Origin of the sequence: Rhizobium sp. Leaf453, assembly GCF_001425605.1 — a bacterium.
Taxonomy (GTDB): Bacteria; Pseudomonadota; Alphaproteobacteria; order Rhizobiales; family Rhizobiaceae; genus Pararhizobium.
In genome coordinates, this window is the sequence record NZ_LMRG01000006.1 from 246,150 (window position 1) to 270,816 (window position 24,667).

23 protein-coding genes and 4 pseudogenes are annotated in these 24,667 nt (G+C 57.1%); 9 read left to right on the forward strand and 18 right to left on the reverse strand.

The window, feature by feature from the left end; genetic code table 11:
- Positions 1–33 precede the first annotated feature (33 nt).
- Both tnpB and tnpA read right to left on the reverse strand, forming a co-directional pair.
- On the reverse strand, positions 34–387 hold the full coding sequence (tnpB, locus tag ASG68_RS09935) for an IS66 family insertion sequence element accessory protein TnpB (protein ID WP_027681664.1): 354 nt from the start codon (positions 385–387) through the stop codon (positions 34–36).
- Positions 368–787 (reverse strand): IS66-like element accessory protein TnpA, encoded by a 420-nt coding sequence (tnpA, locus tag ASG68_RS30500; RefSeq protein WP_082553994.1) that lies wholly within the window; start codon positions 785–787, stop codon positions 368–370. Before tnpA ends, tnpB begins: the two co-directional genes overlap by 20 nt.
- A gap of 124 nt (positions 788–911) precedes the next feature.
- Between tnpA and ASG68_RS09940 the strand changes: the two are divergent.
- Positions 912–1,226: pseudogene (locus ASG68_RS09940) on the forward strand (esterase); the annotation flags it as partial.
- Positions 1,227–1,753: 527 nt separating this feature from the next.
- Here ASG68_RS09940 and ASG68_RS09950 read toward each other — a convergent pair.
- Together ASG68_RS09950 and ASG68_RS09955 are read right to left on the reverse strand one after the other, a co-directional pair.
- Positions 1,754–2,068: an addiction module antidote protein gene (locus ASG68_RS09950; RefSeq protein WP_062601923.1), complete on the reverse strand. Its 315-nt coding sequence runs from the start codon at positions 2,066–2,068 to the stop codon at positions 1,754–1,756.
- 4 nt (positions 2,069–2,072) lie between these two features.
- Positions 2,073–2,369 (reverse strand): type II toxin-antitoxin system RelE/ParE family toxin, encoded by a 297-nt coding sequence (locus ASG68_RS09955; RefSeq protein ID WP_062581057.1) that lies wholly within the window; start codon positions 2,367–2,369, stop codon positions 2,073–2,075.
- Positions 2,370–2,787: 418 nt separating this feature from the next.
- On the opposite strand from ASG68_RS09955, the gene ASG68_RS32320 reads away from it, so the two are divergent.
- From ASG68_RS32320 to ASG68_RS30510, 5 genes and pseudogenes are all read left to right on the forward strand, one after another.
- Positions 2,788–3,435: an IS110 family transposase gene (locus ASG68_RS32320; RefSeq protein WP_413814006.1), complete on the forward strand. Its 648-nt coding sequence runs from the start codon at positions 2,788–2,790 to the stop codon at positions 3,433–3,435.
- Positions 3,432–3,566 (forward strand): annotated as a pseudogene (locus tag ASG68_RS32325) (transposase); the annotation flags it as partial. The gene ASG68_RS32320 and the pseudogene ASG68_RS32325, both read left to right, overlap by 4 nt.
- Complete coding sequence (locus tag ASG68_RS33010) at positions 3,566–3,895, forward strand: LysR substrate-binding domain-containing protein (protein WP_082553995.1); 330 nt, start codon at positions 3,566–3,568, stop codon at positions 3,893–3,895. The pseudogene ASG68_RS32325 and the gene ASG68_RS33010, both read left to right, overlap by 1 nt.
- 717 nt (positions 3,896–4,612) lie before the next feature.
- The gene (locus tag ASG68_RS09970; protein ID WP_062609584.1) at positions 4,613–5,398 is read left to right on the forward strand and encodes a hypothetical protein; all 786 of its coding nucleotides are present in this window, start codon (positions 4,613–4,615) and stop codon (positions 5,396–5,398) included.
- Between the two features lie 51 nt (positions 5,399–5,449).
- The gene (locus ASG68_RS30510; protein WP_082553996.1) at positions 5,450–6,124 is read left to right on the forward strand and encodes a trypsin-like serine peptidase; all 675 of its coding nucleotides are present in this window, start codon (positions 5,450–5,452) and stop codon (positions 6,122–6,124) included.
- Positions 6,125–6,428: 304 nt separating this feature from the next.
- Here ASG68_RS30510 and pepT read toward each other — a convergent pair whose 3' ends face one another.
- From pepT to ASG68_RS10010, 7 genes are all read right to left on the reverse strand, one after another.
- Positions 6,429–7,652 (reverse strand): peptidase T, encoded by a 1,224-nt coding sequence (gene pepT, locus ASG68_RS09980; protein ID WP_062609586.1) that lies wholly within the window; start codon positions 7,650–7,652, stop codon positions 6,429–6,431.
- 136 nt (positions 7,653–7,788) lie between these two features.
- Positions 7,789–9,024 (reverse strand): CapA family protein, encoded by a 1,236-nt coding sequence (locus tag ASG68_RS09985; protein ID WP_062603529.1) that lies wholly within the window; start codon positions 9,022–9,024, stop codon positions 7,789–7,791.
- Positions 9,025–9,113: 89 nt separating this feature from the next.
- Positions 9,114–10,787, reverse strand: a complete 1,674-nt coding sequence (locus tag ASG68_RS09990) for a dipeptide ABC transporter ATP-binding protein (protein WP_062609588.1) — start codon at positions 10,785–10,787, stop codon at positions 9,114–9,116.
- Complete coding sequence (locus tag ASG68_RS09995) at positions 10,784–11,659, reverse strand: ABC transporter permease (protein WP_062581047.1); 876 nt, start codon at positions 11,657–11,659, stop codon at positions 10,784–10,786. Before ASG68_RS09995 ends, ASG68_RS09990 begins: the two co-directional genes overlap by 4 nt.
- A gap of 6 nt (positions 11,660–11,665) precedes the next feature.
- Positions 11,666–12,649, reverse strand: a complete 984-nt coding sequence (locus ASG68_RS10000) for an ABC transporter permease (RefSeq protein ID WP_062609590.1) — start codon at positions 12,647–12,649, stop codon at positions 11,666–11,668.
- Positions 12,650–12,651: 2 nt separating this feature from the next.
- Complete coding sequence (locus tag ASG68_RS10005) at positions 12,652–14,253, reverse strand: ABC transporter substrate-binding protein (RefSeq protein WP_062609592.1); 1,602 nt, start codon at positions 14,251–14,253, stop codon at positions 12,652–12,654.
- A 163-nt stretch (positions 14,254–14,416) separates the two neighbouring features.
- On the reverse strand, positions 14,417–14,962 hold the full coding sequence (locus tag ASG68_RS10010; RefSeq protein WP_062609594.1) for a hypothetical protein: 546 nt from the start codon (positions 14,960–14,962) through the stop codon (positions 14,417–14,419).
- 128 nt (positions 14,963–15,090) lie between these two features.
- On the opposite strand from ASG68_RS10010, the gene ASG68_RS32330 reads away from it, so the two are divergent.
- Positions 15,091–15,345 carry a hypothetical protein gene (locus tag ASG68_RS32330; protein ID WP_062609596.1) on the forward strand — a complete coding sequence of 85 codons (255 nt, stop codon included), beginning with the start codon at positions 15,091–15,093 and terminating at the stop codon, positions 15,343–15,345.
- Positions 15,346–15,537: 192 nt separating this feature from the next.
- On the opposite strand, the pseudogene ASG68_RS30515 reads toward ASG68_RS32330, so the two are convergent.
- A pseudogene (locus tag ASG68_RS30515) lies at positions 15,538–16,257 on the reverse strand (IS3 family transposase); the annotation flags it as partial.
- Position 16,258: 1 nt separating this feature from the next.
- On the opposite strand from ASG68_RS30515, the pseudogene ASG68_RS33015 reads away from it, so the two are divergent.
- Positions 16,259–16,419, forward strand: a pseudogene (locus tag ASG68_RS33015) (IS3 family transposase); the annotation flags it as partial.
- Between the two features lie 813 nt (positions 16,420–17,232).
- Here ASG68_RS33015 and ASG68_RS10035 read toward each other — a convergent pair.
- The 5 genes from ASG68_RS10035 to ASG68_RS10060 form a co-directional block, all read right to left on the reverse strand.
- Complete coding sequence (locus ASG68_RS10035) at positions 17,233–18,729, reverse strand: ankyrin repeat domain-containing protein (RefSeq protein WP_062609600.1); 1,497 nt, start codon at positions 18,727–18,729, stop codon at positions 17,233–17,235.
- Positions 18,729–19,622: a hypothetical protein gene (locus ASG68_RS10040; protein WP_062609602.1), complete on the reverse strand. Its 894-nt coding sequence runs from the start codon at positions 19,620–19,622 to the stop codon at positions 18,729–18,731. The genes ASG68_RS10035 and ASG68_RS10040 overlap by 1 nt, the downstream gene beginning before the upstream one ends.
- Positions 19,619–20,278 (reverse strand): hypothetical protein, encoded by a 660-nt coding sequence (locus ASG68_RS10045; RefSeq protein WP_156384852.1) that lies wholly within the window; start codon positions 20,276–20,278, stop codon positions 19,619–19,621. Before ASG68_RS10045 ends, ASG68_RS10040 begins: the two co-directional genes overlap by 4 nt.
- Positions 20,279–20,321: 43 nt before the next feature.
- A complete protein-coding gene (locus tag ASG68_RS10050) occupies positions 20,322–20,771 on the reverse strand; it encodes a hypothetical protein (RefSeq protein WP_156384853.1) in 450 nt (149 codons plus the stop codon).
- Between the two features lie 781 nt (positions 20,772–21,552).
- Positions 21,553–22,554, reverse strand: coding sequence for an SIS domain-containing protein (locus ASG68_RS10060; protein ID WP_062609609.1), 1,002 nt, complete (start codon positions 22,552–22,554; stop codon positions 21,553–21,555).
- A gap of 80 nt (positions 22,555–22,634) precedes the next feature.
- Between ASG68_RS10060 and ASG68_RS10065 the strand changes: the two genes are divergently transcribed.
- The gene (locus ASG68_RS10065) at positions 22,635–23,483 is read left to right on the forward strand and encodes a PfkB family carbohydrate kinase (RefSeq protein WP_062609610.1); all 849 of its coding nucleotides are present in this window, start codon (positions 22,635–22,637) and stop codon (positions 23,481–23,483) included.
- On the opposite strand, the gene ASG68_RS10070 is transcribed toward ASG68_RS10065, so the two are convergent.
- Positions 23,478–24,578: a LacI family DNA-binding transcriptional regulator gene (locus ASG68_RS10070; RefSeq protein ID WP_062609612.1), complete on the reverse strand. Its 1,101-nt coding sequence runs from the start codon at positions 24,576–24,578 to the stop codon at positions 23,478–23,480. The two genes, ASG68_RS10065 and ASG68_RS10070, sit on opposite strands and share 6 nt — an antisense overlap.
- Positions 24,579–24,667: the final 89 nt, after the last annotated feature.

Consider the following 24,667-nt stretch of genomic DNA (forward strand, 5'->3'; position numbering starts at 1 on the left):
CCGCCCCTGCGCGTCAATCGCAATTCGCCATCCTCAGCCAGCAATCTGATACTGCCTCACGGGATGGCGGATCATCGCATCGATATCGATGCCGTCGAGGATCCAGTGAAGTTGCTCTGTCGTCAGCGTCACCACCGCAGTCTCTCGCCGGGGCCACCTGAACCTGTCTTCTGTCAATTTCTTCAGGACCATAACAAACCCGGACCGATCAAAGAACAAAAGCTTCACCCGGTCATGCCGGCGATTGCAGAAGGCAAACACTGACGGAGCAAACGGGTCCAGCTCCATCACCTCTTGCACCAGGACCGCGAGGCTATTGATGCCCGCACGGAAGTCGATCGGCTCTCGATGGAGGTAGACCTTCAGATCAGCGCCCAGTCTGAACATGGCTCAACGCTCCTATGATTGCCGCCAGACCATCGACATCGCTGCATTCCAGCGTCAGGCTGACCCCGTTCGGCAGCACCGCGCTCAGCTTGGATGCATGAGATCGCTTGCCTACCGGCTCCACCTTCGTCAGTGGACCGCGAGCAGAAGACGAGTGCATATCCGTGGCTATCTGAACCGGAACGAACCTAGATACCGCAGGCAAAGCACTATCCTCTCTGGCTCTCTTCACCCATTTGCGAACGAGATTGGCGTTGACGCCGTGCTCCAGAGCTAGACGCGAAACCGAAACACCGGGCTCTAAACACGCTGCGACAAGCCGATCTCGGGAGGCTGGGTCATATCGACGGCGGCCGTCGCGGCCAACAAGCCGCACCTGCAGTTTAGGAGTATCGTCCATGATTTGGTGTCCACATACTTTTTGTGGACACTTCATGCATCAGAGCACTGCGCTTCAGAAGGTGCACAGAAATTCGCGCTTACGCTAAAACGGCGGACGATCCGCGCGTTGCAAGAGTGACAAGATGTCTTTCACGAAGCCTTTTCGAGTGGCAATAACGGTATCGGCAATCGGGTTCGTGGTTGCATCCTGCGGCGGCCACATCACGGGCGTCATGGAGCCGCTCCACGTTGCTGCCAAGCCCACGGGCGGTTCTGTGGTGGATATGCTGGTCGCGACCAGCCGCCTGCCGTCGGACGATCCGGCAACGCTGTTCTCCGGCGAGCGTAGCCCGCAGTCGACGATTACCGACGTTGCCGTTTCGATTCCATCGAACAAGGTTCGCGCCTCGGGCACCATGCAGTGGCCGAAAAAATTGCGGCCAAATCCGGAGACCGATTCGGTCAGCGTCTCGTGAACGGCCAAACGCTGACGGACTCCAAAATCGGAATCGGTGATGGGATCACGTCCATTGTGGCAGGTACGGCCAATTCTGTCGGCAAAGTCGCTGCGACGACGGTCGCGACGCCGGTTACGATACTACCGGGCAGTAAAAGGCCATACGAAAGAAAACCCGAAGAGGTGGCCGAAACTCTGCAAGGGGAGCGCCCTGTCCTGAACTGATAGTCTAAATGCAACAAGCAGAACTGTGGGCTTGGTGCCTAGACACGGGAGCGCATTCCTCTGGGTCAAATTATGTGAACTGCGCTGGATTTTACCTAATTTTATAGAGGTCGATTGGATGACCGACGACAGGAAAGTTCCATAAATCTGCTTACGCCGTAGCGCATTACTATGTGATTGATTTATATAGAAAATATGAGAGTATAGGCTCGTTTTTGTTAAGGCGCTAATGGAGTAAAAATGCTTATTCGATTTGTTACGTAAGACCAGTGGCGGCGTATAGCTGAGACTTGAATATGCGTTTTATTTTGCCGCGACGGTCGATGCGCCATCGGATTTCAGTACCAGATTCAGCCTGTAACCAAGCGCGTCAGCTACTTTTGCGATCGTGCCAAACTCGGGGTTGCCTTCCCCACTCAATGCTCTGTAGAGCGCAGGTCGCGTAAGCCCGGTGTTTCGAGAAAGATCAGACATGCCGCGCGCGCGCGCAACAACACCAAGAGCGCGGGCAATATGGTTTGCATCGCCATCTTCGCTGGCAGCTAAAAGATATTCCGCAACCGCTTCCTCACTCCCAAGGAATTCGGCGGAGTCGTACTCAAATGTTTCAAGTGGCATGCCGTTACTCCTTCAATTGCTGGGCTAGCCTTTTGGCCAGTCGAATGTCTTTATCTTGGCTACTCTTGTCGCCACCGCAGAGAAGAACATAGACAACTGATCCCTCGCGGATGAAATAGACCCGATAGCCAGGCCCATAATTGACGCGGAGTTCACTCACGCCTTCTCCAACCGGCTTTACGTCCCCAGGATTTCCTGCCGCCAGCCGGTCAATACGGTCGGCAATTCGAGCTTGGGCGCGGAAGTCTTTTAGCTTCTTGATCCAGTCCGCATAATCGCGGGTGCGCCTAATCGTGAACATTCGCCAATGTAACCTATAAGGGACAAAATATCAAGGAGCCGCTGCTTTGGGCAGGCATAGGCATTTAAGTTTCTCTGGCCCACATGTCACCCACCAATATGAGGGTCGCCCGTTCGATTCCTTTCAAGGCGGCCGTGTCGAAGAGCGCGAGGCCAAGCCGCTCGGCTCAGGCGTCGCTGCGAGCTCCGCGTTGTTGGTTATGGGATGGCCCGCCCTTCCGAGAACATCGAGTATGATGTCTCGTCATTGAAGGAATAGCAGCCAGATCATGACGATTTCGATACTTGGCATCGACATAGGAAAGAACAGCTGGAGCGTTGTGGGAGTTGATGACAAAGGTGCGGTGATTGTCCGCCGAACGATGTGACGTCAGACGCTCATTGAGTTTGTCGGCAAGATGCCGGCGTGCATCATTGCTATGGAGGCATGCTGCGGCGCTCTCCACCTCGGGCGACTTTTCGCAGCACGAGGATACGCAGTGCGACTGATGTCGCCCGAGTATGTTCGCCCCAATATTAAAGCGGAAATGAACGACGACAGGGATGCGGAGGGCATCGCGGAAGCCGCGTCGCGTCCTACAATGCGATTCGTCGATCTCAGGAGTGAGGAGCAGCTCGATATTCAGTCGCTGCACAGGGTTCGATCGCGCCTCGTTGCACAAAGAACCACGTTGATCAATCAGATCCGGGCGATCCTCCTTGAGTGCGGTCTCATTTTTGCCGCCGGTCGTCGCAAGCTTGAGGTTGCCCTGGATGTCCTTCCAGGTGATCAGGAGGCCACCTTGTCTCCGCGCATGTATCAACTGATTGTCGAATTGCAAAACGAGTGGGAAGTGATGGATACGAAGATTGCAGCACTGAACGCATTTTGCGGAGCTCGGCATTGCGCCAAGGCTCTGCGGGAGTCGGCATGCTCATCGGTCTCATTGAAGATGAAGAACATGACCTTGTCCCGACCTTCACGCGGCGGGCTCTCTCGCCACTCACAGAACAGCTGCGCGAGTTGTACCCTCAGATCGAACGTCTTGACCATGAGATCATCCAATGACACCGAACGAGTGAGTTGAGCCGCCGTCTAGAAACTATTCCAAGCGTGGGGCCGGTCACCGCAAGTGCGCTATCGGCAACGATCGCCGATGCGTCGCTCTTCAAGTCAAAACCGCATATGGCGGCGTGGCTTGGGCGTGTACCACGACAATGCGCCAACACTTCAAGCCTGACTTTTGGAACGCTTCAGAAATGGGTTTCGAACAGGCCGGGGTGAGCTTTCGACCGTCGCTCGAGGTGCATCAGATTAGCACCGCGCTGTCGTTGGTAGAGGGTGGGGCAGGGGTGGCCATACTTCCAACATACGCCTTCGCGGCGATCAATGGCCGCAGGATAATAGCCCGCGCACTGACGAACCCGGCGGTGTCTCGCGATGTGAACATCGTTACCGCCCGCGAACGGACAATTTCGCCAGCGTCATTAGCAGTGCGCTTGATACTGAGACGGGTACTTAGAGAGATGGTGCCCGAACTCGTGTAGGGGTACTCTTGGAAGTAAAATGAAACTCGATAAGCTTGTCGGTGACATGCGGCGCCTAGCCCGGGTGCTGGAATAATCATGACGTCCAATGATGACATCATGCTCGCACTCGGCAGGGTTCAGAAAGTCGTTGGAAGACACTCAAGTCGTCGGAATGTTGTCCCCAGCGGACGTTCGGTAAGATCGACCATGGCTCCCGCGGTCACTACCTTAGAGTGCGCGACCAATAGTTGGCGAAGCACGGAACCACTCCAATATCCCCAGACCCATGCCGCAAGATTTTGGCCATGACGGCAGAGCTGGCAAGCTGTGGAAGGACGCAACCCCAACCATCGAGCAAGCCAAGATGGTCGCCGCCCGGGTTGAAATGGGCCTTATGGATCTCGTTCCCCACGGCGGTAACGCCATACGAATCCGGACCCTATAACCATCGCCTCTCTCTAGCCTGCCACAGCTTCGTTCTTTTGACCGTGTTGTTCTAAGCATTGTCTCGGTTCATTGCGCCGCTCAGCGCGTGAAAAGCCAACGTTGAAGCTTCTTGGATAGGGCCCTATGTTTCGATTTCAATCATACCACCTGTGGTAGTTACTGGTTGAAAACCATATGCACGTTTTGGTGTCGCGGAATTTTTCATACAATCTATGGTGACAACTGATCCTGGAGAGCAGCAAGCCTCGCTGGGATCGTTCCCCGAAAGATCATCAAAGGATATTATCAATGGCAGTTTTGAAAGACGCGATAAAGGCACTCGATCCTACACCAGATAAAAAGAACGATATCACGCTGCTGCTCAATTTGTTGGCCGAGCTCTGCGAGCAGAAGGTCATCGAATTCAAGCAGCGGGTCGAACAGGAACTGCGGACGGCTGGCGACGGAGAAAACAGGACTATTCCTGTCGTCGAGATCCTCGCGCGTCACACCGAATATAGGGCCTATGTCAAAGACGACGCGGGCAAACTGGCAACCGAGGTCAGCGGCGCTGTCAAAAAATTCGTCTCAGGCGGCGCGGACAATATTGTCGGAGGCATCGCTGACCTGGTGACGTCTGGACTTGAGGCAATTCTCGGCTCGGCCGAAGGAGTACAGGCCGAAATGAGCAGTTACTACATCGTCGTCCAGGATTATGGCATCGCCCGTTATGACGTCTGCGCCTGGACCCGGCGCATCGAAGCGTCCGGTATCACCAGCAAGATCGAGAACGCGATGGTCATCGTTGCTTTCAAATCAAGCGTGGACGTTTCGAAGCTCTCATTCAACACATTTCTACTAGCGTACGGAGAACAGCTGGCGGCGATGAATTTTCCTGCAAATGAGCAGGCGCAGTACATCGAGTATGCCGAGAAGATTTACAACAAGCTTCGAGGACTGGCTGGCTCACCGTCCGGGGATGTCCGTCTTTCAAATGCAAATATCAGCATGCAGCCCAGCTTCGGCGACTTCCATGCGCCAGGTAGGTTCCGCGGGTCACTGTGGGACAAACGAGGCCGACCACGCGCCGACTGACACCGAATTGTCATAATCAAACAACTGTCTGGGTCTCAAGGATTTCTCAACATGCCACACGTTACAGATACCAACATCCCACCTTATGATGCCATTGGACTGTTCGGAATCGACTTCGGAAAGTTTCGCGGGTGGGGCACCGCTTCCCTTATCGACGAACGCTACCTTCTGACATGTGCCCACAACGTGTTTTATGAGAGCCAATCAGCATTGTCCGGTGTCTTTCACCGCGCTTACAATTCGCCCAACCCTCCGGGCGCTTCGGGCGTCAAGGTCGATTGTGCATTTATCAAACGGGCCTTCAAAACGCATCACGACAGAAGCTGGGATATTGCCGTGTTGCGACTAGACGGGCCAATCCATAAAATTCAACCGCTCCGGCTTGGCTTAGTAACGGAAAATGAACAGCCTGACCGAAACATGCTGGTTGCGGGCTATCCCGGCAGTCATAACTATAGGATGTGGGAGGAGGAGGAGTTGGTTCGAGGGTTCAATGTCCCGGAGCATATATTCGCTTACACTCATGAGACAGAAACAGGCGTCAGCGGCTCACCCCTATTCCGCAAATATCTTCATCAATCGGAGGTCTATGGTGTCCACAGCGGCTTGGCAGAGAATCTCGAGGATAAGGTCGGAGTGCTGATCACCGAGGATACCAATGCGTTTATCCAGCAAGCGCTGTCGTGGCGACATCATGCCGACCATTTCGTCGTGGTTCTTGACTGAAAGACCACGTACTATCCGCTTCCCTTTAGGTTTTCGCTAATTAGACCGCGCCCTGGATGCTCCAGGGCGCAGTTTATGGGGTACGCACTGCACCTGCGTCGCTTTTTGAGTTTCGGACGTTTATGCGAAAACAGACCAGCCCGCCCAACGCCGGATTTGTTGCTGAAACCGTCCAGCAGAACAACTTTATTCTGGCCCTGGTACCGAACTGCAGACCTGCTTTGGAGGAGAGGGATTGTCCGCGTTGATCTCCTTTGCCTCTTGTTGGTGCCAGGATCTCAATCGCGATCTTGAACGAAACCGTTCAGGCTGCGGAGAGGCGGCAAATCATCAATGCAACGCTCAGCGAGCGTTCGAAGGCAGGTATGGGTAAAAACTCGTAGCGGGAGTGGAAATTATAGGCTCCTGTGAAAAAGTTCGGTGTTGGGATTCCGCGGGCTGACAAGACGGCGCCGTCGGTCCCACCCCGCATCGGGAGAATTTTCTTCTCTATACCGAGGTGGTCCATGGCCTTGAACAGAAGTGCAGCCGCACGATCGTCACTGGCAAGATAACTGATGATATTGCGATAGGTGTCGGTCACGGTATTGAGGATGTCCGCTCCGGGATATCGCCGTGCAATCAACTCGACGACCTCCGCGACCCTGGCCTTTCGCCTATCAAACCCGGTGTCGTCGAAATCACGGATCAGCGCGGTCAGCGCTGCTTCGGTGTCGTTCGCCACTAAGTCCTTGAACCAGAAGAAACCTTCGCGGCCTTCAGTGTTTTCAGGCATATCATCGCGGTCAAACTGCGAGATGAAGTCGACGGCCATCAGGAGCGGGTTCAGCAGATTTCCCTTCGCCGACATGGGGTGTGCGCTGATACCTTTAAAGACAATCTCGCAGGAAGCAGCATTGAAAGTCTCGAGCACCACCTCGCCGAGACCGCAGCAATCGATTGTGTAGGCGAACGCGCAGGGGAAGCGTGCCAGATCAAGTGCCTTGGCGCCTCGCAAGCCAATCTCTTCGTCCGGCACGAATGCGATGAAAACGTCGCCGTGGCCTTCCAGATGGTCGAGTTGGCCGATCAGCGTCATGATGATGGCAATCGCGGCTTTGTTGTCCGCGCCGAGAACGCTGGTTCCGTCGCTGACGATGATATCCTCGCCCACCCAGGCACGCAGATCGGGATGCTCCGCGACCCTGAGCCAGATATTTTCTTCACGGTTGAGGCAAAGGTCACTGCCCTCAAAGCGAAGGAGTTGGGGTTGGACAACGGGCGAGAGACCAACATCGACCGTGTCGAGATGGGCGATAAAACCGATCGGAGCGGCGTCAGGCCTGGTGCCGCGTTTGACAGCTGTCACGATGGCATTTTCGTCCGCGATAACGTTACTCAGGCCGAGGGCGTGCATCTCGTCCGCAAGCAAGGCGGCCAGGACAGCCTGTCCAGGCGAGGAGGGTAATGATGGGGAGTGCGCGTTACTCTGGCTTTCTATCGCCGCATAGCGAAAAAATCGGCTGATCAATTCTTCCCGAGCGTCCATGATCCTGGGTCCTGTTGATTGAATATGGCGGAGCGCCGTAGCGCTCGCTTCGCGTTTACCGAGGTCGGCCTGGACCGAGCCGGCCAGGAATACCAAAGGCGATAACTGATCGAGGTCTGTCAGAAAGCTGCACACGCTAAACCCGTACGATACCAGTATCGCCGGTGATGGAGATTTCGACGCCCAGTCTGGCGGAGTGTTCGGCCAGCCGGTGCAGGATGCGTTCGGCGTTCTTCCCAGTCGCCAGATGGGGTGCCAACCGTTCCTCGAGGATTTTGCTGTGCAATGCTTCGGCGCCACCGATAATGATCGGATGGAGCGTGATCGCGATGAGCTCATTATCAGCGCCAAACGAACATTCTCCAATGACGCTTTCCCAAACCTCCGGGGCGGTCCAGGTCGAGTTTTCAGAGCGGACATGAAAAATGAAGTTGCCAAGACTGTAGAATATTGGACGGCCCCGATAGATTTCGATGGGTTGAAGGACCGGCGCCCCATGGCTGACAAACATGACCGCGCCCGCGTCTATGCACTGCCGCGCAACGCCGCTCACCCAATCGGGAACTTCGTGCCAGTTAGAGGCCCAATGATGATGGTGCAGATAGGCAATCACCAGGCTCCCGTCCGCTGCTGCAGTTGTGATCGCAGATAGGTTTCGCTGAAGATCGGTGTCATCAATTTTGACACCGCGCCCAAATTTCTCCGAGCATTTGAAAACCGCCCGCGAGATGGCGAGCTCATTCTGTGGAACGAGGCGTGGGGCGTCATCCGGCTGGCTGTCATTGGCAAGATCGATTGCGGTATAGCCGACCTTGTCCCGAATAACTTCAAGCTGTGCAAATGCGGTTGGGTCTACCTCGATGAGCTGAGACAAGCCCAGGCGGTTGACGCCCGGCCGTTCGGGGCGATTGTGTTCGGCGTTGGCGGCATACATGAAGTCGGGACCCGGGCCGCCGTCCATGGCGACAATCGCAACCCGCCGCCCTCCGATTGTTGAAGTGCCAGCTTTTGAAACGTCCGTATGGTTGCGACCAAGGCCAGCATGCAAGAAACCACGTTTTTCAACTTCGTCCAAGGTTGACAGGACGCCGGAGGGGCCAAGGTCGAAAGCATGGTTGTTCGACAGCGACAGCCCCTGAAAACCAATGGACTGCAGAGTATCGAGAACGGCCGCATCGCTCGCGCCGAAGAAGGACCCCTTCAGCGGCCAGCCGCCGTGGTTGCCCATGATCGTGCCCTCGAAATTGGTAAAGGCGAGATCCGCCCGCTGGAGCAGGGACTGGACCTCGAGAAATGCCGGGTCGGAGATCGGGCGAATGTCGTGCTTGATCAGCGATTGGCCCGTGACGGCCAAAGTAAACCTATAGTTCATTTGGATACGCTTTCCGCGGCAGCTGCTGCCGGCTGTTTCAAAATTTCGTTGGTCTTGTTTGAGACGGGGGGCCGGCAGGGACCGGCCGCTCAGCAGGTGAACCGACGGGGTCGTGCGTCGATCAGCGCGCGTGTGTAGGGGTTGTCCGATCGTGAGAAGATGAATTCGGCAGTTCCGAAGTCCTCGATCCGGCCGTCCTTGAAGATGTAAACCGAGCTGCACATCTCTTGGACGACGGCGAGGTCGTGCGAGATGAACACCATTGTTACGTTTTCATCGGAAATCGTCTCCTTCAGCAGCCGGACAATCTCGGCCTGCACCGAGACATCGAGCGCCGAGGTCGGTTCGTCCGCGACAATGATCTCGGGTCTCGCCAACAAAGCGCGCGCGATGCACACACGTTGCTTTTGGCCGCCTGAAAGCTGATGGGGATGGCGGCTGAGCAGACTGCGGGCAAGGCCAAGCTGATCCATCATTGCGGCTGCGCCACCGCGCCTGTCGTCCGGGCGCACCCTCGCGCCGAAGCGGATACTCTCGTTGAGCGTTTCGGCGACGGTCATTCGGGGGTTCAACGACACCGAGGGATCTTGAAAGATCATTTGCACGCGACCGAGAAGGCCGCTCCGCCGGCCGTTCCGCGAAACATCAAAGATTTTATCGCCTATCGTGATCCTGCCACTGGGTGCCGTTTCGAGGCCGGCAATGATGCGGCCGATTGTTGTCTTTCCGCTGCCGCTCTCCCCGACGATCCCGGTGATGGTGCCACGCGGCAGCCGCATCCCGATGTTGCTGAGGGCGAACCCAGACCTACCTGCGCCAAGGCGCCATCCAAAGCGAGCCGCAGTGAACTGCTTGGAGATATTCTGTGCGATCAGGAACTGTTCGTGCGTGGCAGGTTGCGCGGAGCGCTCGTTATCCGGCAAGCCATCGCTGGAATTCGCGGATACGTCCGGTATGCGCAGCCTTGGAACAGCGGCAAGCAGCTTCCTTGTATAGTCATGGACGGGAGCGTTGAGGACGCTTGCCGTGACGTCTTGTTCGACCATCTGGCCATGGCGCATGACGAGAACGCGATCAGTGATTTCGGAGATCACGCCCATGTCATGGGAAATGAGGATGATCGAGATGCCGGTTTCGTCGACGAGGTCTCTCAAGAGTTGCAGGATCTGTTTCTGGACCGTCGCGTCGAGTGCCGACGTCGGCTCGTCGGCGATGATGATGTCAGGGGCAGCGGCGAGCGCGATGGCAATCACGATGCGTTGCCTCTGGCCGCCGGAGAACTGGTGCGGGTAGTGACGATATCGTCGTTCGGGCTCGGCGATCCCGACGCGGGCCATCAGGTCGAGCACCTTGGTGCGTGCCTGGCGCTTCGAAAGTGCGGGACTGGCCGAAAGGATCGTTTCCTCCACCTGTGCGCCAACGCTCATCAGCGGATCAAGAGAGGCCGTGTGATCCTGGAAGATTGCGGAAATCCTCCGCCCACGCAGGGCTTCACGCTCGGCGGCCGTCATCGCGCCGAAGGACTTTCCCTCGAAGGCGATTGTCCCGGACGTTTGCTGGAATTCCGGTGCCAGCAGTCCAAGCACGGCATTTCCGATGGTCGATTTTCCGGCACCCGACTCTCCGATGATGCCGAGGATCTCGCCCCGCTCAAGCGCGAAAGTGACGTCGGTGAGGACTGCGGGCGAATTGGGCGCCGATCGAAGCCGAAGGCCAAGATTCTCGACCCGAAGCAGCGGGGTAGTCTGTGTCTGGGTGATCATCGCGATTTGTTCCTTGGATCGAGGCTGTGGCGAATGTCTTCGCCGACCAAATTGATGCTTGCGATCAGGCCGAAGAGCGCAAGACCCGGAAACAGGCTGATCCAGTACTGGCCCGTCAGCAGATACTGAAAACCGTTCGCGACGGCGGATCCGAGCGATGGCCTGTCGATCGGGACACCCAAACCGAGGAAGGAGAGGGTCGCCTCGAGCGCCACCGCGTGGCCGACTTCGATCGGGATCAGGGTGATGGCTGGGGCAAGGCTGTTGGGAAGCAGGTGGCGCAAGATGATCCGGGCGGTCGGCATCCGCAGCAGTCGGGCGGCGTCCATGTACGACTTGCTCGCTTCGCTCAGGGCAACGCTGCGGGCGATCCGCGCATAGGTCGCCCATTGCGCGATGATCAGCGCCAAAATGATCCGGTCAACCCCGGGGCCGAGGGTCACGATGGCGATCAGCGCGATCAGGATTGTCGGCAGGCTAAGCTGCAGGTCGACGAGCCGCATGATGATGGCATCGACCCATTTCCCGAAATATGCCGCACTGACACCGGCGGTCAGCCCGATCAGCGCGGCGATCGCAGCGCTGGTGAGCGAGACGACCAGGCTTATGCGAAGGCCGTAGAGGATCGTGCTGGCAATATCCCTGCCCAGCCCATCCGTCCCGAACAGGTAGGGAAACCCGCCGCTCCCAACAGTACCAGGCGGCGAGGAGGCCTCCCATCCGTAGATCTGTAGCGGATCATAGGGATTTTGCGGCGCAATGGCAGGTGCTGCGACGGCAAGCAGGATATAACTGGCAAGCAGGACCTTGGATGCGGTCAGAGCCGGACGTGACGGGCGTATCTGGAGCACCCTAAGAATGTGAGTTTTCATGACGGTTCACCCTTGCGAGGAGAGGCGCACGCGCGGATCGAGCACGGCGTGGAAGAGATCGACGAGTGCGTTCAGTGCAACGAACGCCACGGCGATGAAGGTCAGCGTCGCCATGACCACCGGCCGGTCGAGGAGCTGGATGGAGTCGATGAGAAGCTTGCCGACACCCGGCCAGGAGAAGATCGATTCAACCACCACCGCAAAGGCGAGCATGCCGCCAAATTGCAAGCCGATGATCGTCACGATTGGCATGCTGATATTGGGTAGCGTGTGGCGCAGCAGGATCCGGCGGGGCGACAGCCCCTTGGCGCGGCAGAACCGTGTGAAATCGAGGTTTTCGACTTCAATCGTGCCGGACCGGGAAAGTCTGGCGATCAACGCTATGTTGGGGATCGCCAGTGTCAGGGCGGGAAGCGCGAGGTGCCACGCGCCGCTACGGGTGGTTAGGCTCCATTCGTGACCAGCAAAGGCCGCCGTAACACCCCTGCCGCCCGACGGAAACCATCCGGTCAGGATGGCGCCCACAAGGATCAGCATCATCGCCAGCCAGAAGGACGGGATGCTCAGCGCCGACACACTCACCTTCAGCACCGCCCGGTCAAACAACGACCCGGAACGGCGGCCAGCGATGAGACCGAGTGCCGTTCCCAATGGAGCCGCGATCAGCATCGCAACGCAGGCAAGTTCCAGCGTTGCCGGCAGCTTGCTTATCATCAGCGTGAACGCGGGCTGGTGATAGATGTAGGAGGTGCCGAAATTTCCCCCCACGACATTGCCGATGAATACCAGATATTGACGCCAGATCGGTTGATCCAGTCCGAGCGCGATCGTCGCCTGGCGAATGTCTTCCGGCGTGGCGGTCTCGATATTGACGACGTTGAAGACCGGATTGCCAACACTGTGAATGCCGATGAAGCCGATCAGTGACATCGCAACAAGAAGCAGGAAGGCCTGCGATAGCCTTCCCAGTGCAACGGAAACCAGCGCCATCATCAATTCTCCGTTGCCGGAAGCGTCTGCATCGCGGTCGTCCAGCCGCGCGGATGCATGACATAGGAGCCGACGCGAGGACCGACGCCGACGATGTGATGGAAGTGGTAGAGCGGGATAATCGGCTGGTCGGCCATAACGAGGTCGGTGGCTTCGGCCAATGCGGCGTTTCGCTCGGACCCCACCGCAACGCCCTCCGCCTCAGCAAGTTTCTTGTCGAAAGCCTCGCTGCGGTAGTTTCCGAAGTTGAGGGCTCCGGTGCCGCGCGCGGGGTCCGGTGATGCGAGCAGCATATGCAGGATGACATCAACCGCTTCCCCCGACGTACCGCCATACCAGATGGCATATTCGCCGCCGGCTCGCTTGGTGTTGAAGACAGAGAACGGGGCCGCCGCAGGCTGGGCAATGACCCCAATGCGGGCCCAACTCTGCGCTATGGCCTGAAGGCTCTCGGCGTCGCCGGGATAGCGGCCGGCGGGTCCGGCCAGTGTCAGGTTGAAGCCGTCGGGAAAACCGGCCTTGGCGAGAAGAGCCTTTGCTTCTTCATAATCTGGCTCTCGTGGCTTCAGGTTCACCGAAGTGCCGGGCAAGCCAGAGGGGAAGACCTGGGCTGCCGCGGTGCCATAGCCGGCCAGGATCTTGTCGACCAGAATGCCGCGGTCAAGGCCAAGCGAAAGTGCACGGCGCACAAGCGGGTTCTTGAAGGGATTGGGGATCGCTTCACCCGACTTCGATGTCACGCCGGGAAGGGTGTCGCGTGCGACATCGAACTGCACGAAGTTGATACGGGCAGCACCAATGCTGGCAATCCTGGCGCCGCGCTCCTTGAGCCCCGCGACGTCACGCGCCGGAATGGCGTCGGCGACGTCAACTTCGCCTGTGCTGAGGGCAGCTACGCGCGCTGCAGGGTTCTCGATCACCCGAAACGTGACATCCGGCCAGGCGGGCTCAGGCCCCCAATAGTCGTCGTTGCGGTTGAGTTTCAATGTTTCGCCGGAACTCCAACTCTCAAACCGATAAGGCCCAGTGCCGAGTGGAGGTGCGCCGGCGTTGAGTTGCTCCGTGGTCTGGAAACCTTGAGAAGGACGGTGCATCACGAAAAGCGAGGAGAACGTCAGGGGCAGGGTTGGAGCCTTGCCGTCTGTCTCCACGACGATCGTCAGCGGATCCGGTGCCGTCACGGTCTTGATACCGCTTACATAGGACTTGAAGCCGCCGCTTGGAGTTTTGAGAACGTCCCTGATACGTTCGATCGTGTAGATGACATCGTTGGCAGTAAAGGGCGAGCCATCATGAAAGCGGACGTTGTCCCGCAGCTTGAATTCCCATTGTGTGTCCGATAGGGCGCGCCAGGAAACGGCGAGACCGGGTTTTAGCTCAAGCCTCTCGTCCTGATAGACCAGCCGCTCGTAGATATGGGAGAGCAGCGAGGTATTCTCGTTGAGATTGGCATAGTGCGGATCGAGCGTCATGAGCTTGTACGACGTGCCGATGCGAAGCTCTTGCGGGTCCTGTGCCTGCGCTTGCATCGAAAAGGCAGCCGAGAGCCCGATCGAGATCGTCAGTGTCGAAAGCATGAGCCGAAATGATGGTCCCAGTTTCATTCGTCGTTCCTTTTTTGGTTATTGAGAGAGTCGGAACCGACGCGGAGAAGGTCTTTTCTCCGCGTCGAATGGTGGTGGCGATTGATGGAAATCGCGATCTGCGAACCGCCTTGAGAGGCTGCGCGACGGCGTTTCGCCCGAAGCGCCGTGCGGGGTTGCCCGGTCAGCTGTTCTGAGGTGCGGGTTGGATGGCGGGCGCGGGCAGATGAATGGCGCCCTTAGCCTGCTTGATGTTCAGGAGGTCGGCGATGATGCTACGAATCTGCGGCCAGGGCTCTTCAAGGCTGGAGGGGGAGGGTGCCCACTTGCTGGCAACGGCGACGAGTTTGGCGCTGACACCGGCAAGCGAAGCGGCTTGCGTGTTCCACAGGGCGTCTGCTGCCCAGGTCTCCGCGATGGACGCACGGTCCTCCGCTTCAAGGGCATCGTTGTACTGCCGTGTCGTAGCCGGCACGAAGCCGTAGGCAGTGTTGGCAGTCGATCTGGCGGAAACGAAGGATTTCTCGAGGAGCTGCTGTAACAGAGTGGCTTCGCTCAAATGCCGCCACGACACGCACCACTGGCGCCAGGCGAGAAGCGCGGGGTCCGTACCGTCCGCGTCACACGACGTGGCAAGCATTTCAAGTGTGGGTAAGTCCACCGCCAGGTGGGAATGCATGGCATCACACGTGACCGTAGACAAAGTTCTGCTATTGTCGGAATCAGCCATGATCCGAGCTCCTGACAGCTTAGGTTGTGGTTAGGCCGCGTCAGGTGCTCGTTACACCTGCCACGGCCGATTGAAACTTTAAGTGCCATATGAACCAAAAAAGTTCAACCTAGAAATCGAAAATTTTGATGAGCGAGATAACCGGAGCGCAGATTCGAGCGGCGAGAGCGCTTTTGCGGTGGAGCGCTGACGAGCTAGCAAAGTCTGCAGTTATAGGCCTCTCAACAATAAGACGTGCCGAAGCGGAGGACGGAGTGCCTTCGCTTACATCTGCAAATCTGAAGCTGATTCGACTCGCACTAGAAGCTGCAGGAATAGAGTTCATTCCGGAGAATGGCAGTGGTGTCGGAGTGCGTTTTAAGAAGCAAGCCCGTGATGGGTAGTCTAAGTCAATGTCGGGATTGGGGCCGACTGCCGACCGTCCGCTATCAGGACAATCAACACGGAAGCCGACATCAAACTTGTTCTCGCTAGGGATTGGGATCGGCCTCAGCGGACCGTCAGCTTTCAGGAGTGGCCGACTTAGGACGAAAAAGTGAACCGCGCCGTGTTTGCCGGAGGCCATTTCGTTTAAGTTATGCGGCCATGGCTGGCGCGTCCAGCATGGCGTAATACTGCGCCTCGGCTTCGGCTGGCGGGATGTTTCCGATGGGCTCCAGAAGCCTTCGGTAATTGAACCAATCGACCTATTCCAAGGTGGCGAACTCGACCGTTTCGAAGCTCCTCCATGGTCCGCAACGATGGATGACCTCGGCCTTGTAAAAACCGTTGATGGTTTCAGCGAGGGCGTTGTCGTAGCTGTCGCCGACGCTCCCGACTGATGGTTCGATGCGTGCCTCGGCCAACCGCTCGGAATACCGAATGGAGACGTATTGGGCCGCGGTCCGAGTGCTGTACGAGACCACCGCCGTGGACGGGGCGACGGTCGTGGAGCGCCTGCTCCAGGGCGTCGAGGACGAACCCGGCATGTGCTGTCCGGCTTACCCGCCAGCCGACGATGCGACGAGCAAAGCGTCGATCACGAAGGCGACGTAGGCGAAGCCCTGCCAGGCGGCGACGTAGGTGAAATCCGAAACCCATAACCTGTTCGGCGCATGAGCCTTGAACTGCCGGTTCACGCGGTCCAGCGGGCTCGGAGCCGTCTTGTCCGCGAACGTCGTGCGGATCGGCTTTCCCCGAATGATACCTTGCAGTCTCATCGACCTCGTGTGCCGGGCGACGGTGCAGCGGGCGATATCGAAGCCTTCACGCTTCAACTGCCGCCAGACCTTCCGGACGCCATAGACGCGGAAGTTCTACTCATCGCTCGGATACAAAACCCCGGCAGGCTTTACCGGGACCATCGCCGCAACCGGCTCCAACGCTGCGCAAGATGAAAGCTTCGCGTTTCCGCCGGTTGCTCACACCGCGCCACTTGGCGTATTCAAAACCGCCGGGCTCTAGTCGCCGCTGGGTGAAAGTTCCGTGGCACGTCACGTGCGATGGCGGTGATTCAACTTTCGCCCCAACACCGTCGAGACAAACGATCGGGTTTACGCCCGCGTGCGAAGGATGCTGGGGTGCTACGAGCCTTGTTCTGGTGGTTCGATGGATATCCTTTTTGACTTGTGTCAAACGACAATATTCCTCGACTCCGATTCTAAGAGACACTTTCTGTGAGATAAGACTCAATTAGTAAGTCGCCCCCTTGTGCGCTCGCAAAATTTGTATAATTCCTATCTTCAACCCTCGGGCGGGCACCGATCCAGATTCGGCAGGGAAGAAGAGAATGTATATTTACAGAATATCATTGGTTCTGGCGATATTTATCGCATGCTATTTCTCAGAAATAGCAAGGGTATTTTTTACACTTTGGGGGGTTGCATGTATTTTCCCAGGACTTTTGGTAAAGAAGCTTTTTATAAATGGCAGTGAGAATGGGGCGGGGAATATCATTTTCAAACAGTTTCTTTTTCCATTGAAGGCCTTCATCTTTATTTGGAACTTAAAGTCCTAAATACATAAACGGGGATCGATCGACGCGAAAATGGTCCCTGCCAGCGATCAAGCTGCTTCAGATGGATAGTGTTCGAAATTGCAGGGTCCTCGGTTCCAATCCATTCAAGACCTAGGTGGCGTTTTTCCACATAGATGAGCAAGTCCATCAAAGGTCAGTATCGTCCGCGTCTAATTGGCCCTCGGGAAAGACCATGGAAATGATTTGGCGTTTTCACGAGTCGTGGGAGCGAAGAAATTGCAAGGCGTCAGCCGCAATCGCGCTCCGCCAGTATTCATTTGTTGTAGCTCTGAAGGGCTCCCAACATGCGCTCCAGGCAGCGGCCAGGCCCCGCACGGCCAGTGCCATCGCAGGTGTTGTAGGTGCATCCTCCGCCAAGGCGCTTTTCCAAAATCTGTCGGACTGTAAGACCAAAGTACTCTTTCGTCCTGTAGTCGTCCCGGTTACCCAGCACCGTCGATAAGTTAGTGAGTGGCAACAACATCCTGAATTTGGCTACCTTGGCGTTGTCCGTATCCCAGCAAGATGGATCGAGCCCGGTTTCCGAAAAGTCGACAAGCACCCCGTTCTTACTTGGTTGAGTGTCTATCGCTAGCGCGAAGAGTGGCGTGAGATCGTCTCCTGCCCAGGAGTCCTGGACCATGTTCGCGTTCCCCTTCTTAAGGAGACGCTTGAGGGTTTCGGGACGACCATCCTCGACCGCAACCATAAGAGGGCTTTTTACCATGGCATCGCCCGATTGTGGACGAAGAACCCACAGATGGTTGGGGTCAGCGCCTGCCTCTAAAAGAGCGTCTACCATGTCGATATTATCGCATTTGTCGCCAGCAGATACTGCGCTCATCAGAGGGGAATACGATGATCCACCTCTTCCCTCAGGCGAGGCGCCTCGCCTCAACAGCGCCTTTGCCATTCGGACGCGTGTTTCAGTCCAAACGTCACAGGCGGTATCCCGCACGCCTCCGCCCTGCATGGTAAGTCCGGATCGTTCGGCGAATTGGTAGAAGTTGCCGTCATTAGTGGGCGCGAGTAAGTCCAAAGCGACATGTCCTTGGGCATCCTTGGTATTGGGATCGCCGATGGAAGCCAACAGCTCATAGAAGCGCTGCTCGTCGGCTTTTGCCGCCGCCTCCATCAACAGGGGAGCTTCGGGGGCGAGAGGTAGGTGGAATGCCCGAGCGGAATTTAGGAAGTCATTGATTGCTGCTAGCGGCACGATGTTGGCGAATTGGCAGTTCGCGCTCTGCCCGGTTCCTGCTCTTACAACCAGCCCGAAGGTATTACCATGCAAGATAGCCAGCGACCCGCTCCGACTACTTTTGAAAGGGCAATCCTTTCTAATCGCGCGTAAAGTCAGCTCGCGATCGCTTTGCTGATCGACTTCCACAGCTATGAAATCGACTGCTCCGTTAGCCTGTCGGTAGAGCACGTAGTTTGTCGAAGGCGGATTCAGCACGTCGCCTTGTTTTACCGTCAGGCAGGCTTTCATCTCGAGCACGGCAACATCCAGGACGGGATCATACCACTTGCCTTTTGTCGGTGGCATGGCGATCGCTTTCTCGTCGCCGATCTCAATGGACAGACCAAGCTCGCCGCTGATCTCTCGGTCCCGCAAAATGTGGAATGGGGTCACTACCCAGCAATCGCTTCCGACGACGAACATATAACCTTGCCCATCAACTTGGCCCCTGACGGCTACCTGCTGTGCGGCCACGTTGTCGCGTATGAAAATGGATAGAAAGACGGCAAAGAGAAGCCGAGTGACATGCATCAGAGAGGACCCTTCTGTGCTGAGCGTGCTTCCTGGATTTTCCCCGCCATCCCGAGGATGCCGAACCAGAACAGGATGAAAGCCCATATCGCCAACAGAGTAGGGTCAAAACGCAGTCTATCCCACCAGGGGAAATCCACCGGTACTCCCTGGCCTCCAAATCGCTCTACGACCACCCCGACCGCGGGGTATCGGGTCGACACAACGATAGGCCCGATACCGTTCGCCGTCGCATATATACTGCCTCGTGCCTCTGCCACTTCGAGCCTGACGACATCACCCAGCCCGAGCGTCATGTCCGGTCCGCTTAGAACCGAGTGGTCGAACGCCGCTGTCGCAAGCGCCTTGAGGGTGCCGCGTACCAGCAGCCGCGCTGGGTGGCTTTCATTGTAGCCGAACTGCCCGATTTTTGCGGAAATGATTAACGCGCCGAACGCTACGAGCGGCTGTCCCTGAGGATGCGGCCTCAAGAAAACAGTGCAGCCTTGCGCGAGTGCCTTCTGATCAATGACAACGCTAGCGGTCGCCGCATTCGGCACCGCCGTCAGCGTCAAGCCCGTAGAGGACTGCGCCAGTGTCACACGTACCTTGCCGCGGAACGCCAGAGAACCTGTGAAGCTTTTCTCGATCAGAGAGCGACCTCCAACCGCGCAATCATCGCCTCCAGTGGCGGCTGGCTTGGACGCAACGGGACCGCAAACGAGAGCTTGCTCGACACCGATCACTGTTTCGTCAAGGATAGCGCCGCCGTATGTGTCGAACGCGACTATGCCAGTCTCGGCGGCCACTTCAATGGTTGCGAATGACGGTATCAGCCACCAGGTGATGATTAACATCGCGGCTGAAACTGCGCTGGCGATGACGATGCTGCTAAGGTCGGGAGGGAACTTCAAGGTATGTCCACCTTGAAGGCAATTTGACCGTTGGGCTCGCCTGAAGAGTCAGTAAATTCGATTTGACCGGAGAGATCGCCTTTCACGAGCTTGTCGAGGGAGCAAATAGTATCCAAACCGATGCGCTGCGCGTCCTTGAGGCCACCGCATACTCCTTTCACGGATGGATTGCTGAATGATATCTGCGGCTGATCATCAAGCGCTCGTGTGATGAACACCAAGTCCTTGTGTGAGGCGTCATCGCCCAGGCGAGCTACAGCGTATCTTCTGGGACCTATGTTTGGTGCCGTGCAGCTCGCGGCGTAGGTTACTTCCAAACCTACCGAACTGGCCAGCGTTCCTGCGAGGAATCCCCGAGGTTTGGCCGTGAAAGGCAATTCGAGCTCCACGACACCAGTTGGAATCCCTTCTAGCCTAAAACCAGCTACTCCCTGTACTTGGGCGTCCACAGTCATCAGTCTTATGCACAACGATGAGCCGAATCTGGCGTCGTAGTCGACCTTGACGGTATTTCCTGCATTCGAAACGGCGGATTCCTTCCATTGGATTCCGAGGAAGCTCGATCCGCCTATCATTGGAATCGGATCATAGGTTTCCGCAAAATAGAAACGGACCGGGTCCGTAGCGTAACTGTTTTGAGGCACGGAAAAAACCAAGGCTAGTCCGGCGCAAAACGAAGCCGTGTAGCGCGACAACGCTTCACGGCCCAAAGATGCTGAGGCTGTGCTGCACCGGGCTCTCCTGATCCTTTTTTTCAAACGAGTGTGTTCCACTTACCCATCCAGCTTTGAAATCTCGGTATCTGTTTCCCGGGATGCCTGTCGATAAAGCAAAACTTTCAATTATCTCTTGGCGATCGCCTGGTACGTAGAGATCAATAAAATTCCGTTCCACGGTTTTATCGAGGTCTCCAGTCCACGAAATGGTGACGTTTCTGGTCGTGGGCCATCCCCGAACCTCGATTTCGACCGTGGAGCTGACTTTGCAGGTGGCCGTCTGCGAGTTGCTGCCATCATCCACGGACACGCATCCAATCCTTTGCTGTAAAAGCCATAACTCGTAGAAGCGTTTCATAAACTGAGACTGGCGTTCAAACCTGCCGTAAACCGATCCGAAATCTGGTACTTCATCTCGAGGGTCAAGTTTCACCTTTCCCATCCAAGGGTTACCGTTCCAAGTACCGCACTCACATACCGAACCTACAACGCATGCACGGACGCTGCCAGAAACCCCAGAAGTATTTCCAGAACATTCGCATGTTCCCGAATAGATTTGATCTTGCCACCGAAAAGCTCGCGGAGATTTTCCAGCTGTTATCAGATAGATTTGATCGTCTGTTACGCATTGACCATGCGCCTCAAATGGCACGCAAGCCGTCACCGCTAGTATCGCTACCCAGGCAGGCCGCCTAAACATTACCGCTTAGAACTCCAGTGAGGTTGCATCATAGTAAAGACTGCGACAATCAAGCTGCAAGCTTTTTCAGCTCCGCTACAAGCATAACAAAAGTCCAAGCAAGCGCAACTGTTGCGAGCGCTAATTGGCGAGGCCAACTGATAAACTTAAGCCCTAAGTCGGTCGAAGCGTATCTCAAGACGGCCTCTTGGGAGGTGGCGAGCGCCCGGATATCTTCGGAAGCCACCATCACTTGATCTTCCCACGTTTTGCAGTCACTTTGCCGCTTCGGCAATAGGGGCTGAAAGTTCCAATCCCATCAAGGCGAAGATGAGACGCAAGCCCTCCGCGACGACATCTCAATTCTCACTAGTTCCGAAGCAGTGCCGCGCCCTTTATGAGTTTACGGCCGGGGTTCGATTCCGCTCAAGACCACAAGCAGCATAAGCCTCTCTTCCCGAAGACGTTTGGACTTTGTCCCGGTCGATTAGATCTGTCCGCCGCGGTCAGACCGCGCGGCGGCCAACTTGACTGATTAATAGTCTGAAATCTTCTTCATGTAGCGGCGGTCTTCCAGCATGATCTTGTCGCGCTTGGCGGCCAGCTTGTAGGCGAATTTCCACAGTGCGTCGAAGAAGATCAGGGGGACAAGGAAGCCCTTGAAGGCATCGTCGATGCCGGCAAGGTCCAGGTCCTTGGCGTCCAGCGCCAAGATGTTTTGCCGCGAGCCGAAACGGTAGAGAAATTCGCGGCCGCGCTCTTCAAGGCGGCGGGTTTCATCAAGGCCGATCAGGGCGACGAACTTCGCGTTCTTGTCGACCACTTCGAAAGGTCCGTGGAAGAACTCGTTGGCATGGATCGCCTGCGAGTTGATCCACAGCATTTCCATGAAAACGCATATCGCGAAGGAGTAGGCCGCACCGTAGTTTGCGCCGCTCGCCATGGTGTAGATGACGGGCGCATCCTTGAATTGCTCGGCATAGGTATCGAACAGCACGGCATATCGTACATGGGCCTTGTCGATTGCCGGCTGGAGATGGCTGAGGCTCGACAGCAGCGTCGGCACCAGGTCGACCTTGTCCGTCTGACGCAGGAGGCCGGCGAGGATCATGTAGAGCACGCCGTAATTGCTCTCGGCGGCATCGATCGGGATGCCCGTCGTGTAGGACGCCTGATAGCTCACGACATGTTCGGCAGCCTCGGCGAGGGGGGATTGCGGGTCGAGCGTCATGGCGATCGTCATCGCGCCTTTTTCGCGCGCATGCTTGGCGGCGCGCACTGTTTCCTTCGTTGTCCCCGTCTGTGAGCAGAGGATTACTAGCGCCTTGCCGTCGAGCTTGCGCGGGTCGCGCGTTACAAACTCGTCGCCATTGTAGACATCCGAGGTGAGGGCGCTCGAGTGTCGGTCGAGGAAGTATTTGCCCGGATGCATGATCGACAGCGACCCGCCGCAGGCCACGAGGAACACATGCCGGACCTCCCTGCTGGCGAGCGCTCCAAGGGCGTTCGTGATGTCGGTGTTTAGTTCAGTCTGCATGGCTTGATCTCGCGTCGGCGTTGACAGTATATTCGTGTTGTGCGAACGTTCTCACATATAGTCAATCAGAAAGATTTCCGATGGTCAAGATTGTTGCGATGGGCGATAATGTCGTCGATTGCTACCTCTCGCGGGATACGATGTTTCCCGGCGGCAATTGCCTTAACGTTTCTGTTTTCATTCGAAAATTTGGTGGTGAATCCGCTTATCTCGGCGCCATCGGCCGCGATCCCGCGGGCAGGACCATCGTTCAGGCACTGTCAAAGGAGGGGGTCGATATCTCCCATCTTCGCCAGCTTGACGGGGCCACCGCCTATTGCATCATCGGACACAGAAATGCCGACCGGGTCTTCGTGACATTCGACCTCGGGATATCCATGTTCGAGCCGTCCGAAGATGATTTCAAATTTATCTCCGGCTATGATGCCGTGCAGATCGGCCAGTCGAGCGGGCTTGACGGGCATCTGGAGCGTGTGGCGTCGCTGCTGCCGCTATCCTATGATTTTTCCAACAAATACGACGATGCGAAGATCGAGCGCATCGCGCCGCTTTGCTACCTCGCCTCGGTCTCGGCCAAGGACGACTCGCGCGAGCACGCCCTTGAGCTGGTGCATAACGTTCTGGCCAAGGGGGCGACATGGTGCCTTGTCACCCGCGGCTCCAAGGGCGCGGTTCTCGGTGGTGAGGCCGGCATATTCGATGTTCCCGCGGCCAAGGCGGATCTCGTCGATACGCTCGGCGCCGGCGATACCTTCATTGGCCGCACGCTGTTCGGTCTGGTGAAGGGCGAGGCGCCATCGCTCTTGCTCTCAGCCGCCGCAACGGAAGCAGCCGGAACCTGCAGCTACTATGGCGCCGTGGGGCATGGCGCGTCGATCGACCTCGATATCGATGTCGCCGCCATCCGCGCCGCCCATCCCGATCTATAGGGCTTGCGGCGATGCAATCGATCCGCGCGTCGCGAATTTTGGCTGCAGCGCGAGATATTGCGGCGCGCTGTCGTCGCCTTCGATGCGCGACAGCATGAGGCGTGCAGCCGCTTCCCCCATTTCGGTCAGCGGCTGCACAACGGCCGCGATGCCGGGCTTGATGAAGCTCATCCAGTCCAGATCGTCGAAGCAGATCAGCGAAAGATCGCGGGGAATCTGCAGGTCAAGCGAGGTGATGACGTCCATTGCCGCCGCCGACATCAGGCCGTCGGCCGTAAAGAGGGCCGTCGGTCGCTCCTGTTGTTCAAGCAGCCTTTGCGTTTCCTTGCGGGCGAGTTCCGAGGAATAGACGCCGACACGGCCGATGAGATCGGGATCAAGCGGGATGCCCGCATTTCGCAGGGCGTCGATATAGCCATAGAGACGCTGCCAGCTGGGAAAGAGCGTCGACGAATCGAGCGCATCCCGCTCGACGGCCTTAAGGAAATCCGTGATATCGCCGCCTTCCCAGCGCTCAAGTTCTGCGACAAGCCCGATGCGGCGATGTCCGGCATGGGTCAGCCGCGTGATGCAATCGCGAGAGGCTGCGCGGTTGTCGACGCAGACCGCATCGGCGGCGAGGTTCTTGATCGCGCGGTCGATCAGCACCACCGGGCAACCGTCACGGACAGCGGCCTGGAGATGCTTGGAGTCGGAGAGATCGGACGGTGCGATGATCAATCCATCCACCTGCTTTTCCCTGAGCAGCTGGACGGCTTCCAGCTCCCGCTCGATCTGTTCGTCACTGTTGGTCAAAAGAATGCCGAAGCCGGCGGCACGGGTGACATCGGCGACGCCCCGCAGGATGCTGGCATAAAACGGGCTCTGGATATCGCCGGCCACGACGCCGATCGTCTTGGTTTTGCCGGTAATCAGGCCGCGGGCAAGGAGATTGGGACGATACCCCAGTTCCTCGGCCGCCTGCTTCACCTTGTCCTTGATCTCCTGGCGCGAATAGCCGTAGCCGCCGAGCACACGGCCGGCCGTTGCCGTGCTGACGCCGGCGTGTTTCGCAACCTCGGTGATCGTTACCTTGTCCTGCCGCTTGTCGTTCATGACCCTCGTTCTTCCTTGTCCCTGCGGACTCTGCCGGCCCCGCGGCATATGTGTCGAATTTCTCACTTGACGAAAAACAAAAAGCAATG

Excerpts from the sequence above, each read along its gene's own strand:
- tnpB (WP_027681664.1), bottom strand. The coding sequence starts at position 387 with ATGTTCAGACTGGGCGCTGATCTGAAGGTCTACCTCCATCGAGAGCCG.
- tnpA (WP_082553994.1), bottom strand. The coding sequence starts at position 787 with ATGGACGATACTCCTAAACTGCAGGTGCGGCTTGTTGGCCGCGACGGC.
- ASG68_RS09950 (WP_062601923.1), bottom strand. The coding sequence starts at position 2,068 with ATGCCACTTGAAACATTTGAGTACGACTCCGCCGAATTCCTTGGGAGT.
- ASG68_RS09955 (WP_062581057.1), bottom strand. The coding sequence starts at position 2,369 with ATGTTCACGATTAGGCGCACCCGCGATTATGCGGACTGGATCAAGAAG.
- ASG68_RS32320 (WP_413814006.1), top strand. The coding sequence starts at position 2,788 with ATGGAGGCATGCTGCGGCGCTCTCCACCTCGGGCGACTTTTCGCAGCA.
- ASG68_RS33010 (WP_082553995.1), top strand. The coding sequence starts at position 3,566 with ATGCGCCAACACTTCAAGCCTGACTTTTGGAACGCTTCAGAAATGGGT.
- ASG68_RS09970 (WP_062609584.1), top strand. The coding sequence starts at position 4,613 with ATGGCAGTTTTGAAAGACGCGATAAAGGCACTCGATCCTACACCAGAT.
- ASG68_RS30510 (WP_082553996.1), top strand. The coding sequence starts at position 5,450 with ATGCCACACGTTACAGATACCAACATCCCACCTTATGATGCCATTGGA.
- pepT (WP_062609586.1), bottom strand. The coding sequence starts at position 7,652 with ATGGACGCTCGGGAAGAATTGATCAGCCGATTTTTTCGCTATGCGGCG.
- ASG68_RS09985 (WP_062603529.1), bottom strand. The coding sequence starts at position 9,024 with ATGAACTATAGGTTTACTTTGGCCGTCACGGGCCAATCGCTGATCAAG.
- ASG68_RS09990 (WP_062609588.1), bottom strand. The coding sequence starts at position 10,787 with ATGATCACCCAGACACAGACTACCCCGCTGCTTCGGGTCGAGAATCTT.
- ASG68_RS09995 (WP_062581047.1), bottom strand. The coding sequence starts at position 11,659 with ATGAAAACTCACATTCTTAGGGTGCTCCAGATACGCCCGTCACGTCCG.
- ASG68_RS10000 (WP_062609590.1), bottom strand. The coding sequence starts at position 12,649 with ATGGCGCTGGTTTCCGTTGCACTGGGAAGGCTATCGCAGGCCTTCCTG.
- ASG68_RS10005 (WP_062609592.1), bottom strand. The coding sequence starts at position 14,253 with ATGAAACTGGGACCATCATTTCGGCTCATGCTTTCGACACTGACGATC.
- ASG68_RS10010 (WP_062609594.1), bottom strand. The coding sequence starts at position 14,962 with ATGGCTGATTCCGACAATAGCAGAACTTTGTCTACGGTCACGTGTGAT.
- ASG68_RS32330 (WP_062609596.1), top strand. The coding sequence starts at position 15,091 with ATGAGCGAGATAACCGGAGCGCAGATTCGAGCGGCGAGAGCGCTTTTG.
- ASG68_RS10035 (WP_062609600.1), bottom strand. The coding sequence starts at position 18,729 with ATGCATGTCACTCGGCTTCTCTTTGCCGTCTTTCTATCCATTTTCATA.
- ASG68_RS10060 (WP_062609609.1), bottom strand. The coding sequence starts at position 22,554 with ATGCAGACTGAACTAAACACCGACATCACGAACGCCCTTGGAGCGCTC.
- ASG68_RS10065 (WP_062609610.1), top strand. The coding sequence starts at position 22,635 with ATGGTCAAGATTGTTGCGATGGGCGATAATGTCGTCGATTGCTACCTC.
- ASG68_RS10070 (WP_062609612.1), bottom strand. The coding sequence starts at position 24,578 with ATGAACGACAAGCGGCAGGACAAGGTAACGATCACCGAGGTTGCGAAA.